Source organism: Mycolicibacterium pallens (assembly GCF_019456675.1).
In the GTDB taxonomy this organism is placed as follows: Bacteria; Actinomycetota; Actinomycetes; order Mycobacteriales; family Mycobacteriaceae; genus Mycobacterium; species Mycobacterium crocinum.
This window is the reverse complement of record NZ_CP080333.1, coordinates 1,466,087-1,481,385: the sequence shown is the minus strand read 5'-3', so window position 1 is coordinate 1,481,385 and position 15,299 is coordinate 1,466,087. Positions and strand designations below refer to the sequence as shown.

Annotated in this window: 14 protein-coding genes, 2 pseudogenes and 1 other annotated feature; of the genes and pseudogenes, 4 read left to right on the top strand and 12 right to left on the bottom strand. The window is 67.1% G+C overall.

Annotated elements, in window-relative coordinates:
• Nucleotides 1-156: 156 nt before the first annotated feature.
• Nucleotides 157-1,418 (top strand): IS3 family transposase gene (locus K0O64_RS07180; protein ID WP_096310544.1). Its coding sequence is split into 2 segments (ribosomal slippage): nt 157-460 and nt 460-1,418, totalling 1,263 coding nucleotides; the frame shifts between segments, so codons are not numbered across the junction.
• Nucleotides 456-587 (top strand) — a sequence feature (AL1L pseudoknot). (Overlaps the previous gene by 132 nt.)
• 244 nt (nt 1,419-1,662) lie before the next feature.
• Here the strand turns inward: K0O64_RS07180 and K0O64_RS07175 are convergent.
• From K0O64_RS07175 to K0O64_RS29840, 4 genes and pseudogenes are all read right to left on the bottom strand, one after another.
• Nucleotides 1,663-2,491: pseudogene (locus K0O64_RS07175) on the bottom strand (IS110 family RNA-guided transposase); the annotation flags it as partial.
• Between the two features lie 34 nt (nt 2,492-2,525).
• Entirely contained in the window at nt 2,526-3,458 is a 933-nt protein-coding gene (locus K0O64_RS07170; RefSeq protein WP_096310542.1) for an IS3 family transposase, read from the bottom strand.
• Entirely contained in the window at nt 3,455-3,745 is a 291-nt protein-coding gene (locus K0O64_RS07165) for a transposase (RefSeq protein ID WP_096310540.1), read from the bottom strand. The genes K0O64_RS07170 and K0O64_RS07165 overlap by 4 nt, the downstream gene beginning before the upstream one ends.
• Before the next feature lie 48 nt (nt 3,746-3,793).
• A pseudogene (locus tag K0O64_RS29840) lies at nt 3,794-4,045 on the bottom strand (IS110 family RNA-guided transposase); the annotation flags it as partial.
• A gap of 110 nt (nt 4,046-4,155) precedes the next feature.
• Between K0O64_RS29840 and nei2 the strand changes: the two are divergent.
• Complete coding sequence (gene nei2 / locus K0O64_RS07160) at nt 4,156-4,923, top strand: endonuclease VIII Nei2 (protein WP_096310538.1); 768 nt, start codon at nt 4,156-4,158, stop codon at nt 4,921-4,923.
• Here nei2 and K0O64_RS07155 read toward each other — a convergent pair.
• Genes K0O64_RS07155 through K0O64_RS07140 form a run of 4 tightly spaced genes read right to left on the bottom strand, consistent with a single transcriptional unit; the run spans nt 4,892 to nt 9,521 of the window.
• Nucleotides 4,892-5,449, bottom strand: a complete 558-nt coding sequence (locus K0O64_RS07155) for a DUF1269 domain-containing protein (RefSeq protein ID WP_071947135.1) — start codon at nt 5,447-5,449, stop codon at nt 4,892-4,894. The genes nei2 and K0O64_RS07155 overlap by 32 nt on opposite strands.
• A gap of 32 nt (nt 5,450-5,481) precedes the next feature.
• Complete coding sequence (locus K0O64_RS07150; RefSeq protein WP_096310536.1) at nt 5,482-6,354, bottom strand: pseudouridine synthase; 873 nt, start codon at nt 6,352-6,354, stop codon at nt 5,482-5,484.
• Nucleotides 6,351-8,096 carry a glycerol-3-phosphate dehydrogenase/oxidase gene (locus tag K0O64_RS07145; protein WP_220046242.1) on the bottom strand — a complete coding sequence of 582 codons (1,746 nt, stop codon included), beginning with the start codon at nt 8,094-8,096 and terminating at the stop codon, nt 6,351-6,353. The genes K0O64_RS07150 and K0O64_RS07145 overlap by 4 nt, the downstream gene beginning before the upstream one ends.
• 9 nt (nt 8,097-8,105) lie before the next feature.
• A complete protein-coding gene (locus K0O64_RS07140) occupies nt 8,106-9,521 on the bottom strand; it encodes an NAD(P)H-quinone dehydrogenase (protein WP_071950038.1) in 1,416 nt (471 codons plus the stop codon).
• 100 nt (nt 9,522-9,621) lie between these two features.
• Between K0O64_RS07140 and K0O64_RS07135 the strand changes: the two genes are divergently transcribed.
• Nucleotides 9,622-10,104 carry a gamma-glutamylcyclotransferase family protein gene (locus tag K0O64_RS07135; RefSeq protein ID WP_071947138.1) on the top strand — a complete coding sequence of 161 codons (483 nt, stop codon included), beginning with the start codon at nt 9,622-9,624 and terminating at the stop codon, nt 10,102-10,104.
• Here the strand turns inward: K0O64_RS07135 and galE are convergent.
• The 3 genes from galE to K0O64_RS07120 are packed head-to-tail and all read right to left on the bottom strand — an operon-like array spanning nt 10,101 to nt 13,413.
• A complete protein-coding gene (gene galE, locus K0O64_RS07130) occupies nt 10,101-11,060 on the bottom strand; it encodes a UDP-glucose 4-epimerase GalE (protein WP_071947139.1) in 960 nt (319 codons plus the stop codon). The two genes, K0O64_RS07135 and galE, sit on opposite strands and share 4 nt — an antisense overlap.
• The gene (locus tag K0O64_RS07125) at nt 11,060-12,229 is read right to left on the bottom strand and encodes an amidohydrolase (protein WP_071947140.1); all 1,170 of its coding nucleotides are present in this window, start codon (nt 12,227-12,229) and stop codon (nt 11,060-11,062) included. The genes galE and K0O64_RS07125 overlap by 1 nt, the downstream gene beginning before the upstream one ends.
• The gene (locus tag K0O64_RS07120; protein ID WP_096310532.1) at nt 12,226-13,413 is read right to left on the bottom strand and encodes a M20 family metallopeptidase; all 1,188 of its coding nucleotides are present in this window, start codon (nt 13,411-13,413) and stop codon (nt 12,226-12,228) included. Before K0O64_RS07120 ends, K0O64_RS07125 begins: the two co-directional genes overlap by 4 nt.
• Nucleotides 13,414-13,450: 37 nt before the next feature.
• On the opposite strand from K0O64_RS07120, the gene K0O64_RS07115 reads away from it, so the two are divergent.
• A complete protein-coding gene (locus K0O64_RS07115) occupies nt 13,451-14,236 on the top strand; it encodes a purine-nucleoside phosphorylase (protein ID WP_220046241.1) in 786 nt (261 codons plus the stop codon).
• On the opposite strand, the gene K0O64_RS07110 is transcribed toward K0O64_RS07115, so the two are convergent.
• The gene (locus K0O64_RS07110; RefSeq protein WP_071947143.1) at nt 14,155-15,267 is read right to left on the bottom strand and encodes an AbrB family protein; all 1,113 of its coding nucleotides are present in this window, start codon (nt 15,265-15,267) and stop codon (nt 14,155-14,157) included. The two genes, K0O64_RS07115 and K0O64_RS07110, sit on opposite strands and share 82 nt — an antisense overlap.
• Nucleotides 15,268-15,299 lie beyond the last annotated feature (32 nt).

Here is a 15,299-nt window from a genome sequence, read left to right as displayed (position 1 = left end):
TCGACACCGCATCAGACCAAACTTGTCAGCCCACAGGTGTCTTGAGTCAAGAATTTGGCAGGGTTTTGTGGTTAATGGTGGTTAGGTAGGCCTGCTGCGGTGTGAATCGCCCTGGAAATGTTGGAGGCTCCTGACCTTGGAAACGAGGATGCAGGTATGCCGAAGGAACAGTCGCCCGGGAAGCCCACGACGCGCCGTTACAGCTCAGAGGAGAAGGCCGCGGCGGTGCGTATGGTCCGCACGCTGCGCGAAGAGCTGGGGACCGAGCAGGGCACGGTGGCGCGGGTGGCCCGCCAGCTCGGGTACGGGATGGAATCGGTGCGCTCCTGGGTGCGCCAGGCCGACATCGATGACGGCCACGCACCGGGTGTGACGACAACGGAATCTGCGAAGGTGAAAGAACTCGAGCAAGAGATTCGAGAACTCAAGCGGGCCAACGAAATTCTGAAGCGTGCGGCGAGTTTCTTCGGGGCGGAGCTCGACCGCCAACACAAGAAATAGTGGCCTTCATCGACGCCAACCGGGAGGCGTTCGGGGTCGAGCCCATCTGCACCGTCCTGCGCAGCGCAGGCCTGCAGGTGGCCCCGAGCACCTACTACGACGCCAAGAGCCGCCGGCCATCGGTGCGGGCGCAGCGTGACGCTGTGCTGGGGCCGGCGTTGCGCCAGCTCTGGAAGGACAATTACTGCGTCTATGGAGCCCGCAAGCTGTGGAAAACCGCCCGCCGGGCCGGCCACGACGTCGGTCGCGATCAGGTGGCCCGCTTGATGCGGGCCACCGGCATCGAAGGGGTTCGTCGCGGCAAACAGGTCCGCACGACCAAGCCCGCTCCGGGTGCGCCGCGGCACCCGGATCTGGTCAAGCGCGACTTCACCGCAACCGCGCCCAACCAGCTCTGGGTTACCGATCTGACGTTCGTGCCGACCTGGGCCGGTGTGGCGTATGTGTGCTTCATTGTCGATGCGCATTCGCGGATGATCGTGGGGTGGCGAGTGGCCAGCAACATGCGCACCTCGATGGTTCTCGATGCGTTGGAGATGGCCCGGTGGTCGCGGGGAAGTACGTTGCTGGGCTTGAGATGTCACTCTGATGCGGGGTCGCAGTTCACCTCTATCCGCTACGGCGAGCGGCTCGCCGAGATCGGGGCCGTGCCCTCGATCGGCACCGTCGGAGACAGTTTCGATAACGCTCTCGCCGAGACGGTCAACGGCTATTACAAGGCCGAACTGATCTACGGCCCTGCCCGCACCGGACCCTGGAAGACCGTCGAGGACGTAGAACTGGCCACGCTGAGCTGGGTGTACTGGCACAACACCAGCCGGCTACACAGCTACCTCGGCGACATCCCACCCACCGAATTCGAAGCCGCGTTCTACGATGCACAAAGGACTGACCAACCCCTGGTCGGAATCCAATAGCCCGAGCCTCTGGGAGATCCAGGGCGATTCACCGAGAGGTTTGACGCGGCGTCGTGTCGACGCTGGGTCAGTCTGATATGCGCGGGTTGGCTACCGCAAGACGGGACTTTCGGCGTGAGCGGTTCGCTGGTCTAGGTCGAGGGTGAACCTGTTGTTTCAAACATGTTTCCTCATAGAACGGACGCGTGTCGCTCAGTCAAACGCTTGCCTGCGCCATCGCCTCATCGGGACAGTTTGGGGATATTCAGTCCTCTAGTACCGCCAACGACCAACACCAGCCGGCCAATTCGCGAGCGATGGCCGCGTTGGCGATTACCGGACGTTTATGTCGCTGGTCGAAACGGGCCCAACGGGTGTGCAGGCGGCGATTAGCGGCATGGCTGCGCGCTCGAAGGGCAGGTGTTGCCGTTTCCCAACGCCGCCGAAGCCGCTGAGAGGGCCGATAGGGTTTGCGGTGGTGCCAGGCCGACTCGATGAGCAATCGGCGCACGTGTGTGTTGCCAGTCTTGGTCAGCCCACCTTGATTGCGGGTAGCACCCGAGGAGTATTCGGTGGGGACCAGACCGATGTAGGCGCCGATCGTGCGTCCGGTGAATCGGTGCCAGTCCCCGATCTCGACGGCCAACCCGAACGCCGTCAACGTCGAAATCCCGCGCAGGCATTGCAGACGGTCGGCGACGTCGGAGAACTCTGAGGATGCGGCCATCTCGGCGATCGCCGCATCGAGCCGGTCACGACGATCGACAGTGGCCAGCATGGCGTCGAAAGCGGCGTCGAAGGCCGCCCGTTGACCAAAATTGTCAAACCGCTGTTGGCGCAACCACTTCTCATGCTTAACGTTCCAAGCCTCACCACCTGAATACACAATCCCCTGCCGCAACAGAAGCTTTCGAAATGCGATGCCTCACAGCCATCAGATCACCGCGGCAGTCCTCGCGCGCTCGGACCAGGTCTCGCGCAGCCTCTTGGGCCACCGACGGCACCGCCACCGACACCACTTCGCCCAAGTGAAGCAACCGGGCTAAATGCCGAGCATCACGTTCGTCGGTCTTCACTCGGTCTCCCGAAGGTCGGATCTGTGCTTCCCCCGAAATCGTGGAGGGTTTCCTATGCCGCTTCCGGCTCGGTCTTGGATTCCCTGATCTCGTAGTTGACGGGCGATAACCCGTCTGTCGAACTGTGCCGGCGTTGGTGGTTGTAGAAGGTGTAGCACCAGTCGATGACCACAGCCTGCGCCTGGATAGTATCACGGAAGGTATTGCGGGACAGCACTTCCCACTCCAGCGAGGAGAAGAACGCCTCCGCGGCGGCATTGTCGAAACACGACCCAACCCGGCCCATCGACTGCCGGATACCCAACCGCCGACACACCCTCGTGAAGCTCTTGGCGGTATAGGTGCTCCCACGGTCGGTGTGGAATATGACCCGCTGCGACTCGTCGTCGCGCCAAATCGCCTGACGGCCACCGCGGGCTGTCACGGCCATCTGGATGGCCGCGCACGCCAGCTCGGCGTCGGGGTGCAGGCCCATCGCCGCACCGAGTAGCCGGCGGCTGTAGAGGTCGATCACGGTGGCCAGATACAGCTTCCCGGATTCGGTCGGGATCTCGGTCATATCACCCACCCATTTGCAGTTCGCCGCGGCGGCGGCGAAGTCCCGTTTGAGCAGGTCGGGGAATTTCGGTGCGGTCTTGTCCTGGCGGGTCAGCCCGCCACAGCGCTTGATACGGCGCGCGACCAGGCCCTGGCGGCGCATCGAGTCGGCCACCGTCTTCTCCGACACCGTCCATCCGAGATCGCGCAGGTCAGCCACCAGTCGCGGCGAACCGTGCAGTCCCCTGGCCTTCCCGAACGCTGCCTTGACCGCATCGTCGATCTCGACACGGCGCCGATCAGTATCGGTATGCACCCCATCAACCGACTCCGCACGGCCGATCCACTTGTAGAACCAGGACACGCCGACACCCAACAATGTGCAGGTAAATGTATGAGGCACACGGTATTTGGTCCTCTGGTCGGCGATGAAGCGGGCCACACTCACTTCGTCGCCTCCTTCACCCACAGGACCACGGATCGCTTGAGGACATCACGCTCCATCCGCAACTCCGCGACCTCGCTGCGCAGGCGCTTGAGCTCGTCGAGGTCGTCGCGGGTCAGCTCACCGCGGCCTTCACGGGCTTCCCGCGCCCGCGCGACCCAGTTGCCCAGCGTGCCCTCGTGTACCCCCAGATCACGCGCGACCGCCGCGATCGGCTTGCCCGTCTCCTCGACGATCCGGACAGCACCCTCACGGAACTCCCGGTCGTACTTCTTCCGTTTCTCTGGCATCTCGATCCCTATTGTTGATGCCTCCACGGTCTCGGGGGAAGTTCAGATCAGCTTCGACGGCGCCAATACCCGACACTCGACACCGGCTGAAATCAACGCTCGCGCCAGCCCGAACCCGGTCGGACCAGCCTCATAAACAGCGCTCACCGGTCCCGGCAACGACTGCACCCATCCGAGGATCTCACCGTGCACCGGTGTCATCCGCCGCTCGACCAGCTCACCCGTTTCTCCATCAAGTGCACACCCAACAACCGATCGTGCGTGCACATCCAACCCAACACTCGTACGCTGACGTATCACTGGGGCCTCCCAAATCTGTGGCTCTACCGGCCAGGACCCACTTCCTGACGGCAACCCACGATCACATTTGAGTGAGGCCCCAGCCCACCCATACCGTCTAGGCTGGAACCATGCCCGAAGGCGACACCGTCTTCCACACCGCAGCCAACCTGCGCGACGCGCTGGTCGGTAAGACGCTCACGCGGTGCGACATCCGCGTGCCGCGATACGCCACCGTGGATCTCACCGGTCACACCGTCGACGAGGTGATCAGCCGCGGGAAGCATTTGTTCATCCGCGTCGGACCGGCGAGCATCCACTCTCACCTGAAGATGGATGGCGCCTGGCGGGTGAGCCCGAAGGGCAGACCGACGCGCAACGCCTACAAAATCCGAATCGTCCTGGAAGCCGGTGACATTCAAGCCCTCGGCATCGACCTCGGCATTCTCGAGGTGCTGGACCGCGAGCAGGACGAGGATGCCGTCGCCCACCTGGGGCCCGACCTGCTCGGCGACGACTGGGATCCGAAACTGGCTGCGGAGAATCTGGCCAAGGACCCCGACCGGCCGATCGCCGCGGCCCTGCTGGATCAGCGGAACCTGGCCGGCGTCGGCAACGTGTACGCCAACGAGCTGTGCTTCATCTTCGGTCGACTCCCCACCAGTCCGGTGAGCAGTCTTCCCGACCCCCTCCGCGTGGTCACCAGGGCACGAGACATGTTGTGGGCCAACCGAACCCGAATGAATCGCACCACGACCGGCAACCGCCGAGGCGGCCAAGACCTCTGGGTTTACGGCCGGGCCGGTGAACCGTGCCGCCGCTGCGGCACCCCGATACGACGAGCGGAGTCCTCCGACGAAGACCGAGTCACCTACTGGTGTCCGTCGTGCCAGCGGTGATCGGGTCTACCGGCGGATGGGAGAGCCTCGCCATCTCATCAGCGACCAGTTCATCCAGGCTGTTGATGGTCGAACGATCCATCCGAACAGACCTGATCTCCGACGCCCGATACAGCGTTGACTCGACCGGTCCGCGACCGTTCGGGTAGACCAGCGCAATCACCACTCCCCTACCCACGTCGAGTGCGCCACCGATCTCACGTTGCAGACCGCTGCGCAGTTCGTGCTCGGCGAACGCGCCGACCATGGCGCCTGCCGCGCCACCGACCAGAACCGCCAGGCCCACCGGCGGCAGAAACAGCCCGACCAGAATGCCCAGTCCGGCCCCCATGCCGGCAGCCACCCGACCGTGCCGGTTGTGCGCCTCCAGCACATGCGGCTGCCCCTCGGAGTCCTTGGTGACCAGAGCGGCAGCCCGCAATTCCAGACCGTGCTTGATCCGCTTCTCCAGCTCGTGGAAATCGGTGGCAGCCCGATCGACGTCTGGATATGCGGCTACCAGAACCAGCTCATGATCGTCATCCATACCTCAACAGTGGCGCGACTCACAGCGAACTACTAGGGACCGAAGGCCCTGGCCGCACTGACGAACGACCGCGGCTCACCGGAGAGCGGATCGTCGAACTCCAGTCGCTGCGCCACCAACCGCAGCGGCGCAGAGAAATCATCAGCCGCGACTTCCACGACGCGCGGGTAGAGCGGGTCGTTGTCGATCGGCAGACCGAGTGAGTTCATGTGCACCCGCAGCTGATGCGTGCGCCCCGTGCGCGGAGTCAGCCGATACCAGCCGTCGCCCAACGCCTCGACCCGCGTCTCGGCATTCGGCTCGCCGGGTTCCTCGACAGCCTGTAACACGCCGCGGCGCTTGATGATTCGGCTGCGAACGATCACCGGGAGCGCAACCGAAGACACCGAGGACGAACGCGCCACGTATGTCTTCGACACCAACCCCCGCGCGAACATCGTCTGATACGCCCCACGAACCTCAGGTCGCACCGTGAACAGCAACACTCCCGCAGTCAGCCGATCCAGCCGGTGCGCGGGGCTCAGCTCGGGCAGCTCGAGCGAACGGCGCAGCCGCACCAACGCCGTCTGCGCGACATGGCCGCCGCGCGGCATCGTCGCCAGGAAATGCGGCTTGTCCACGACCACGATGTCGTCGTCGCGGTAGAGCACCGGGATGTCGAATGGCACGTCGACCTCGTCGGGCAACTCCCGATACAAGAAGACGAAAGCGCCCGGTGGCAACACCGACGAGGGCGTGATCACGCCACCATCGGCGTCGACCACCTCACCGTTGAACACCTTTTCGGCAGCGGCTTCACCGAATCGAGAAGCCAACTCGACCAGCACCGCTCCGCCACGCAGCCGCACCCGCGCCGGGCCCACGCCATCGCGATCCGGGAGTGGGGCCGGCCGACGGCGCCTCACGTCAAGGGCACCGGCTCGAGAATCTCGGCGCGAGCCTCCGGCGCCGCCGCGCGCAAGGCATCGGCCGACTCGTCGTCCGGCTGACGCTGGGACAGGACCTCGGCTTCCACCCGTGCCTTATACGTCGCGACCTCGCGGTCGATGTCCTCCTGACTCCAGCCCAGGACCGGCGCAACCACCTCGGCGACCTCGCGCGCACAGTCCACGCCGCGGTGCGGATATTCGATCGAGATCCGCATCCGCCGCGCCAAGATGTCCTCCAGGTGCAGCGCCCCTTCCGCGGCCGCGGCATAGGCCGCCTCCACCTTGAGGTACACCGGCGCATCGGTGATCGGTTCCAGCAGCTCCGGCTTGTCGGCCGCCAGCGACAGCACGTCGCCGATCAGCGAGCCATACCGGTCCAGGAGGTGCCGCACCCGGTACGGGTGCAATCCATAGCGGGCGCCCACGCTCTGAGTCTGGTTGACCAGCGCGAAATACCCGTCCGCACCCATCAGCGGCACCTTCTCGGTGATCGACGGCGCCACCCGCGCCGGGATGTACTCGGCCGCCGCGTCGACCGCGTCCTCGGCCATCACCCGGTAGGTGGTGTACTTGCCGCCCGCGATCGCGACCAGGCCCGGTGACGGCACCGCCACCGCGTGCTCACGGGACAGCTTCGAGGTCTCTTCGCTCTCCCCTGCCAGCAGCGGCCGCAGCCCCGCGTACACGCCGTCGATGTCGTCGTGCGTCAGCGGTGTGGCCAGCACGGTGTTGACGTGACCGAGGATGTAGTCGATATCGGCCTTCGTCGCCGCCGGATGCGCCAGATCCAGGTTCCAGTCGGTGTCCGTGGTGCCGATGATCCAGTGCGTGCCCCACGGGATCACGAAGAGCACCGACTTCTCGGTGCGCAGGATGATCGCCACTTCGGACACGATCCGATCGCGAGGCACCACGACGTGCACACCCTTGGACGCCCGCACCCGGAAACGGCCGCGTTCCTTGCTCAAAGCCTGGATCTCGTCGGTCCACACCCCGGTCGCATTGATCACGACGTGCCCGCGGACGTCCTCGATCGACCCGTCCTCGGAATCCCGGATCTTCACCCCGATCACCCGATCACCCTCACGCAGCAGCGCGACCACCTGCGTGGAGGTCCGCACCACCGCGCCGTAGTGGGCGGCGGTACGCGCGACGGTCATCGTGTGCCGGGCGTCGTCGACGACGGTGTCGTAGTAGCGGATTCCACCGATCAGCGAGCTCCGCTTGAGGCCCGGCGCCAACCGCAGCGCACCGGACTTCGTCAAATGCTTTTGTGCCGGAACGGATTTCGCGCCACCCAGCTGGTCGTAGAGGAAAATGCCCGCGGCGATGTACGGCCGCTCCCACACCCGCTTGGTCAACGGGAACAGGAACGGCAGCGGCTTGACCAGATGTGGTGCCAGGGTGGTCAGGGACAGCTCGCGCTCGTGCAGCGCCTCACGCACCAGCCCGAACTCCAACTGCTCGAGGTAGCGCAGCCCGCCGTGGAACATCTTCGAACTGCGGCTCGACGTCCCGGAGGCGAAGTCCCGCGCCTCGACGAGAGCCACCTTGAGCCCGCGGGTCGCGGCATCCAGTGCGCAGCCCGCACCGACCACGCCGCCGCCGATGACGACGACATCGAACTGTTCGCTGCCCAATCGCTCCCAGGCGTGCGCACGTTCGGAGGGTCCGAGCAAGGTCTGACCGGTGCCCGGTCTAAGGATCGGGTCGCTCATGACCTCAGGCTAGTCGAGATCGTCGTGGGCCATCAGGCGGCGCGCAGCCTCGACGATCGAGCCGGACAGCGACGGGTACACCGACAGCGTCTGCGCCAGATCGGTCACCGAGATGCGGTTTTGCACGGCCAGCGCGATCGGCAGGATCAGTTCGGAGGCGATCGGGGCCACCACCACACCGCCGATGACGACTCCGGTTGCCGGCCGGCAGAAGATCTTGACGAAGCCCCGCTTGAGCAGCGACATCTTGGCCCGCGCGTTGGTGTTCAGCGGCAGCATGATCGTGCGCGCCGGCACCGAGCCGCTGTCGATCGCTGTTTGCGGGACCCCGACGGCGGCGATCTCGGGCCTGGTGAAGGTGGCCGAGGCGACCGTGCGCAGCCGGATCGGGGCCACCCCCTCGCCCAGCGCGTGGTACATCGCGATCCGGCCCTGCATGGCGGCGACCGACGCCAGCGGCAACAGCCCGGTGCAGTCGCCGGCGGCGTAGATGCCGGCCGCCGAGGTCCGCGATACCCGGTCTACCGGGATGTAGTTGCCCGGGCCGAGGTCGATGCCGACCCGCTCGAGGCCCAGGCCGGACGTGTTGGGCACCGAACCGACGGTCATCAGGGCGTGGCTGCCCTCGACGACGCGGCCGTCGGCCATCTTCACCGTGACGCCCTTGTCCGTGCGGGTCACCGAGTCGGCCCTGGCGTTCTTCACCAGCGTCACCCCGCGCTCGGCGAACGTCTCCTCCAGCACGGCGGCGGCGTCGCTGTCCTCGTGCGGCAGGATCTGGTCGCGGCTGGCCACCACGGTGACGTCGACGCCGAGCTCGGTGTAGGCGTTGCAGAACTCGGCGCCGGTGACGCCGGAGCCGACGATCACCAGATGCTCGGGCAGTTCCGGCAGGTCATAGAGCTGGCGCCAGGTCAGGATGCGCTCGCCGTCGGGCACCGCGTTCGGTAGCACGCGGGGGCTGGCGCCGGTGGCGATCAGCACCACGTCGGCCTTGAGCACACCGACCTGGCCGGTGGCGGTGGTGACCCGGACGCGGTGGTGGGCCATGCCCGGGACCGCGTCGATCAGTTCTCCGCGGCCCTGGACGACGTTGACCTTCTCGCGCAGCAGCTGCGTCCCGATGTCGGCCGACTGTGAGCGGGCCAGGGTCTTGACGCGGTTGTTGATGTCGGGCAGCGAGATCTTGGCGTCTTCGATGCTGATGTCGAAGCCAAGACCGGTGGCGCGACGCAGTTCGGTCCGCACGCCGGTCGACGCGATGAAGGTCTTGGACGGTACGCAGTCCCACAGGACGCAGGCTCCGCCGATGCCGTCGGAGTCGACCACGGTGACCTCGGCGACGTCCCGGCCGCGGCCTGCGGCGACCAGGGCGGCCTCGTAGCCGGCCGGCCCCCCACCGATGATCACGATCCGTGTCGTCACCGCCACAACCCTAGTCACCCTCGTCGCTTCGCTCCTGCCCACCGAACCTAGTTGACCGAGTCCCTGCGCTCCCGGCGACAGGACGCTCTAGGCTTTCCCCGTGCCGCTCTACGCCGCCTACGGGTCCAACATGCATCCTGAGCAGATGTTGGAGCGTGCGCCGCACTCGCCAATGGCCGGCACAGGCTGGTTGCACGGCTGGCGGTTGACGTTCGCCGGGGAGGACATCGGCTGGGAGGGCGCCCTGGCCACCGTGGTCGAAGACCCCGACTCCAAGGTGTTCGTGGTGCTCTACGACATGACCACCGCCGACGAGCAGAACCTGGACCGCTGGGAAGGCTCGGAGCTGGGCTTCCACAAGAAGATACGGTGTCGCATCCAGTGCGAATCCACCGACACCACAACTGATCCGGTGCTCGCCTGGCTCTACGTCTTGGACGCCTGGGAGGGCGGTCTACCGTCGGCGCGCTATCTCGGCGTGATGGCCGACGCTGCCGAAATCGCCGGTGCGCCAGCGGAGTACGTGCACGACCTGCGCACCCGGCCCGCGCGCAACATCGGCCCGGGCACCAGCGGCGGCTAGCTCCGTGAGCGGGTGAATTCCCAAGCGTCGCCGACGATCTCGTCGATCGTGGTGTGCTGCGGTTTCCAGCCCAGCTCGGTGATGGCTTTCTCGCTCGACGCGATCAGCACCGCCGGGTCACCCGCCCGGCGCTCGACATCGCGCGCGGCGATCGATATGCCGGAGACCCGTTCACAGCTGGCGATCACCTCGCGAACCGAGAAGCCGGTGCCGTTGCCGAGGTTGTAGATGCGGTGCTCCCCGGGCTGTGCGGTCTGCAGTGCCAGCAGGTGCGCATCGGCGAGATCGCGAACGTGGATGTAGTCGCGCAGACACGTGCCGTCGGGCGTCGGCCAGTCGTTGCCGAACACCAGGATCTCCGGGCGCTGGCCGGTGGCGACCTGCAAAACCAGCGGAATCAGGTGCGTCTCGGTGGCATGACGTTCACCGAGTCCGGCGTAGGCGCCGGCGACGTTGAAGTAGCGCAGGCTCGTGGCCGCCAGCCCGTGCGCGGTGGCATAGGAGGTGATCGCGTGGTCGATCGCCAGTTTGGTGGCGCCGTAGGCGTTGGTCGGCTTGGTCGGCGCATCCTCGGTGATCGGGACCGACTCCGGCTCGCCGTAGGTGGCCGCGGTCGAGGAGAACACCAGCCGCGGCACGCCGGCGAGGCGGATCGCCTCCAGCAGTTGCAGCGTCTTGATGACGTTGCCGTTCCAGTACCGCTCCGGCGCCTCGACCGACTCGCCCACCAGCGATTTCGCGGCGAAGTGCAGGACGCCGTCGAACGATCCGTCGCCGAGTAGGTCCGAGGCGACCGCGACCATGTCGGCCTGAACGAACTGCGCCCCGGCCGGCACCGCGTCGGCGTTGCCCGTCGACAGATCGTCGACGACCACCACCTCATGTCCCTGCTCGACGAGCACCGCCGCGCACACGCTGCCGACGTAGCCCGCCCCACCGGTGACCAGGAGCTTCATCAGTACCCCGCTGACTGCTCGACGATGTTGACCAGTACCCGAACCCCCACCGCCAGCGCCCGCTCATCGAGATCGAAGGTTGGCTGGTGCAGATCCAGTTGCGGTCCGCGGCCGCTCCACACCCCGAGGCGTGCCATCGCACCGGGCACCTCCTCGAGGTACCAGGAGAAGTCCTCACCGCCACCAGACTGACGGGTGTCGGCCAGCGCGTCGGGCGCCACCGCCTCGATGGCATGCGTCATGATCTGCGTCGAGCGTTCCTCGTTGACCACCGGCGGCACACCGCGGTGATAGTTCAGCGTGTGCTCGATGCCAAGCGGCGCGAGCAGGCCCGAAACAATTTCCTGCACAAGGCTTTCCATGCCTACCCAGGTCTCCCGGCTGGCCGTTCGTACCGTGCCGGCCAACGTGCCGGTCTGCGGGATCGCATTGGCCGCGACCCCGGCATTGGCTGCGCCCCACACCATCACGGTCGAGTGTCGCGGATCGACCCGCCTGGACAGCACCCCGGGCAGGCCGGTGATCAGCGTGCCCATGCCGTACACCAGATCCGACGTCAGGTGTGGGCGCGACGTGTGGCCACCCGGCGAGTGCATCACGATCTCGATCGAGTCTGCCGCCGACGTGATCGGACCCGGGATGACGGCGACCCGCCCCACCGCGAGGCGCGGGTCGCAGTGCAGGGCGAAGATTCGCGAAACCCCGACCAACGCACCGGCTGCGATCGCATCGATCGCACCACCCGGCATCAGTTCCTCGGCGGCCTGGAACACCAGCCGCACCCCGACCGGCAGTTCCGGCACCGATGCCAACGCGGTCGCGGCACCGATCAACATCGCGGTGTGTGCGTCGTGTCCGCACGCGTGCGCGATGTTCGGCATGGTCGAGCTGTACGGCGCGCCGGTGCGCTCGGCCATCGGCAGCGCATCCATGTCGGCGCGCAGCGCGATCCGCGGTGCATGCTCGGGTCCGAAATCACATGTCAGCCCGGTCCCACCGGGCAGCACCTTGGGATTGAGGCCCGCCTCGACCAGCCGGTCGGCGACGAACTGCGTGGTGGCGAACTCCTGGCGCCCCAGCTCGGGATAGCGGTGAATGTGGCGGCGCCACTCCACCAATTCGTCGAAGTGTCCGGCGAGCCAGGACTCGCATGCGTCCGCGATGCTCATGCCCGCACCCCCCGACGATCGCGCAACTCCAGCACCCGATCTCGCTCGGCGGGTGTCTGCGCCAGCTGAACAACGGTGCGCGCCAACATGATCGCACCCTCGGTGACGGCACGGTCGCCGCTGGGACTCGCCGCCGCGACGGTGAACCCGGGCTGGTGGATCACCGCACCGTTCGACTCGACGCCGACCACCGGATGGATGCCGGGTAGCAGCTGTGTCACATTGCCCATATCCGTACTGCCCAGCGGCATAACGGCTTCCACCTCCGCGGGTACCGGGCTGCGGCCCATCGTGGTCATCTCCTCGCGGAACACCTCGGCGAGCCAGTGGTCGGGAGTCAGCTCGGCGTACGGCGGTGCGGCTTCGGCGATCTCGTGCTCGCATCCGGTGGCGACCGCACCCGCCGCGAAGCAGCCACGCATCTTGGCCTCCAGGCCCTGCAGCGACTCGGTGTCAGGAGCTCGCATCGTGTACTGCAGCCGGGCCCGGCCGGGGATGATGTTGGTGGCCGACCCGCCCTCGGTGACGATCCCGTGCGTCAGTTGCCCGGGCGCCATCTGCTGACGCAGCAATCCGATCGCCACCTGGGCGACGGTCACCGCATCGGCGGCGTTGATCCCGAGGTGCGGAGCGACAGCCGCATGCGATTCCCGGCCGGTGTAGGTGACGATCACCTCCGAGAGCGCCAGCGAGCGCGCGGCAGCGATGTCGATCGGGCCGGGGTGAAGCATCACGGCCGCAGCGACGTCGTCGAACACGCCGGCTTCGATCAGAAGCGCCTTGCCGCCGCCGGACTCCTCGGCGGGCGTACCGATGAGGGCGACGGTGAGCCCGAGTTCGTCGGCCACCTCGGCCAGGGCCAGCGCGGTGCCGACCGCGGACGCCGCGATGATGTTGTGCCCACACGCATGGCCGATGCCCGGTAGCGCGTCGTATTCGGCGCAAATCCCGACCACCAACGGACCCGAGCCGAAGTCGGCCCGGAATGCGGTGTCCAATCCGCCCGCCGCCGCGGTGATCTCGAAACCACGCTCGGCCACCAGCGCCTGCGTCTTGGCGCAGCTGCGGTGCTCGTGGAAGGCGAGTTCGGGCTCGGCGTGGATGGCGTGCGACAGCGCGATCAGATCGCCACCGCGTGCCGCGACCACGTCTTCGACGCGGGTCGACGCTGTGGCTGTAGGCATCAACGAAGTATCGCATTCACGGCTAGGCTCGCTGGCTGTGAGTCCAGACGCCGAGCACGCCGCAGCGGTGATCGCCGAGCGCAGCGGCGTCCCCCGCCACGACGTCGCCGTCGTGCTCGGATCGGGGTGGGCGCCGGCGGCCGCGGCGCTGGGGACTCCGGTCGCCGAAATCCCGATGTCAGCGATTCCCGGCTTCACGCCCCCGTCGGCGCTGGGCCACCGCGGCCGGGTGCTGTCGGTGCCGCTCGGCGAGCACAACGTGCTGGTGCTACTGGGCCGCATCCATGCCTACGAGGGCCATGAGCTGCGCACCATCGTCCATCCGGTGCGCACCGCGCGGGCTGCCGGTGCACAGGTCGTGGTGTTGACGAACGCCGCAGGCGGTCTGCGACCGGAGTATCAGGTCGGCCAGCCGGTGCTGATCGCCGACCACCTCAACCTCACCGCCCGCTCGCCGATGGTGGGGGCGCAGTTCGTCGACCTGGTCGACGCGTACTCCCCGCGGCTGCGTGCGCTGGCCCGCGAGGTCGACCCGAGCCTGACCGAGGGTGTGTATGCCGGGGTGCCCGGCCCGCACTATGAGACGCCGGCCGAGATCCGGATGCTGCGGACGTTGGGTGCCGACCTGGTCGGGATGTCGACAGTGCACGAAACCATCGCCGCACGCGCGGCGGGCGCCGAGGTCTTGGGTTTATCGCTGGTGACGAACCTGGCCGCCGGGATGACCGGCGAGCCGCTCAGTCACGACGAGGTGCTGGCCGCGGGCCGGGCGTCGGCCACCGCGATGGGGTCGCTGCTGGCGTCGGTGCTGGCGCGCCTGTAGGCCAGCCGCACGAACCCGCGGGCCAGCAGTGGTGCCGCGAACAGCATCAGCAGTACCCGCAGCACCTGCGCGGCGATGATGAAGGTGACGTTGGAGCCGGTTTCGACCGCGGTGGCCAGGACGGCGTAGATGCCGCCCGGGCTGGTGGCCAGGTAGCCGTCGAGCATGCTGACGCCGGCGATCTTGGACAGTGCAACGCCCAGCCCGGCGGTGGCGACGTTGAGCAGCACGATCAAACCGAGCGCGGCCGGCAGCAGCCGTTCGATCGCGCGCAGCGACTCCCGGGTGAACGCCACCCCGGCCTGCCAGCCGATCAGCATGTAGGACACCGACACTGCAACCGCGGGCACGGCCAGCCCAAAGGACACTCCACTGAGCTCGATCACGATCGTCAGCGCCATCGGGCCGAGCAGCCCCGACCCGGGCAGTCGCGCCAACCGCCCCGCCGTCGCACCGGCGACCACCAGGACGACGATCATGCCGAGGCTGAGATACCAAGGCGCGGAATGGGATTGGATGGTCTGCGCGGCGTCGGCGGATCGCTGCGCGTGGTAGACGAGGGTGACGACGACGGGCATCGACGCGGTGATGACCGCGACCCGCAGGTACTGGACGACGGCGACCACCCGATCGTCGCCACCGAGTTCGCGGGCGATTGCGACCAGACCGGATGCTCCGCCGGCCACCAGCGCCAGCGCGCCGGTCAGGGCGCTGATGTCGCGATGCAGGCCGAGCAGTGCCCCGGCGCCGATGCTGAGCAGCAGCGTGATCACGCCGACGCCGAGTACCACCGGCCAGTTCGGGCCGAGGGCTGAGAGCGCATCGGAATGCACCATGGTGCCGATGTACACGCCGAGCACGCCCTGGGCGGCCAGGCCCGCGCGGCGCGGCACACTCGCCGGCGCCAGCCGGGCGATCGCGAGCACGATACCGACCAGCAGGGCGGCGAACAACGCCGCCGACGGGACGCCGAGACGGTCCAGCGGCACCGTGACGCCGATCGTCACCAGTACCAGCAGGATCCATCGCATATAGCAAGTATGCCCTTCCTACTTACTCGCTG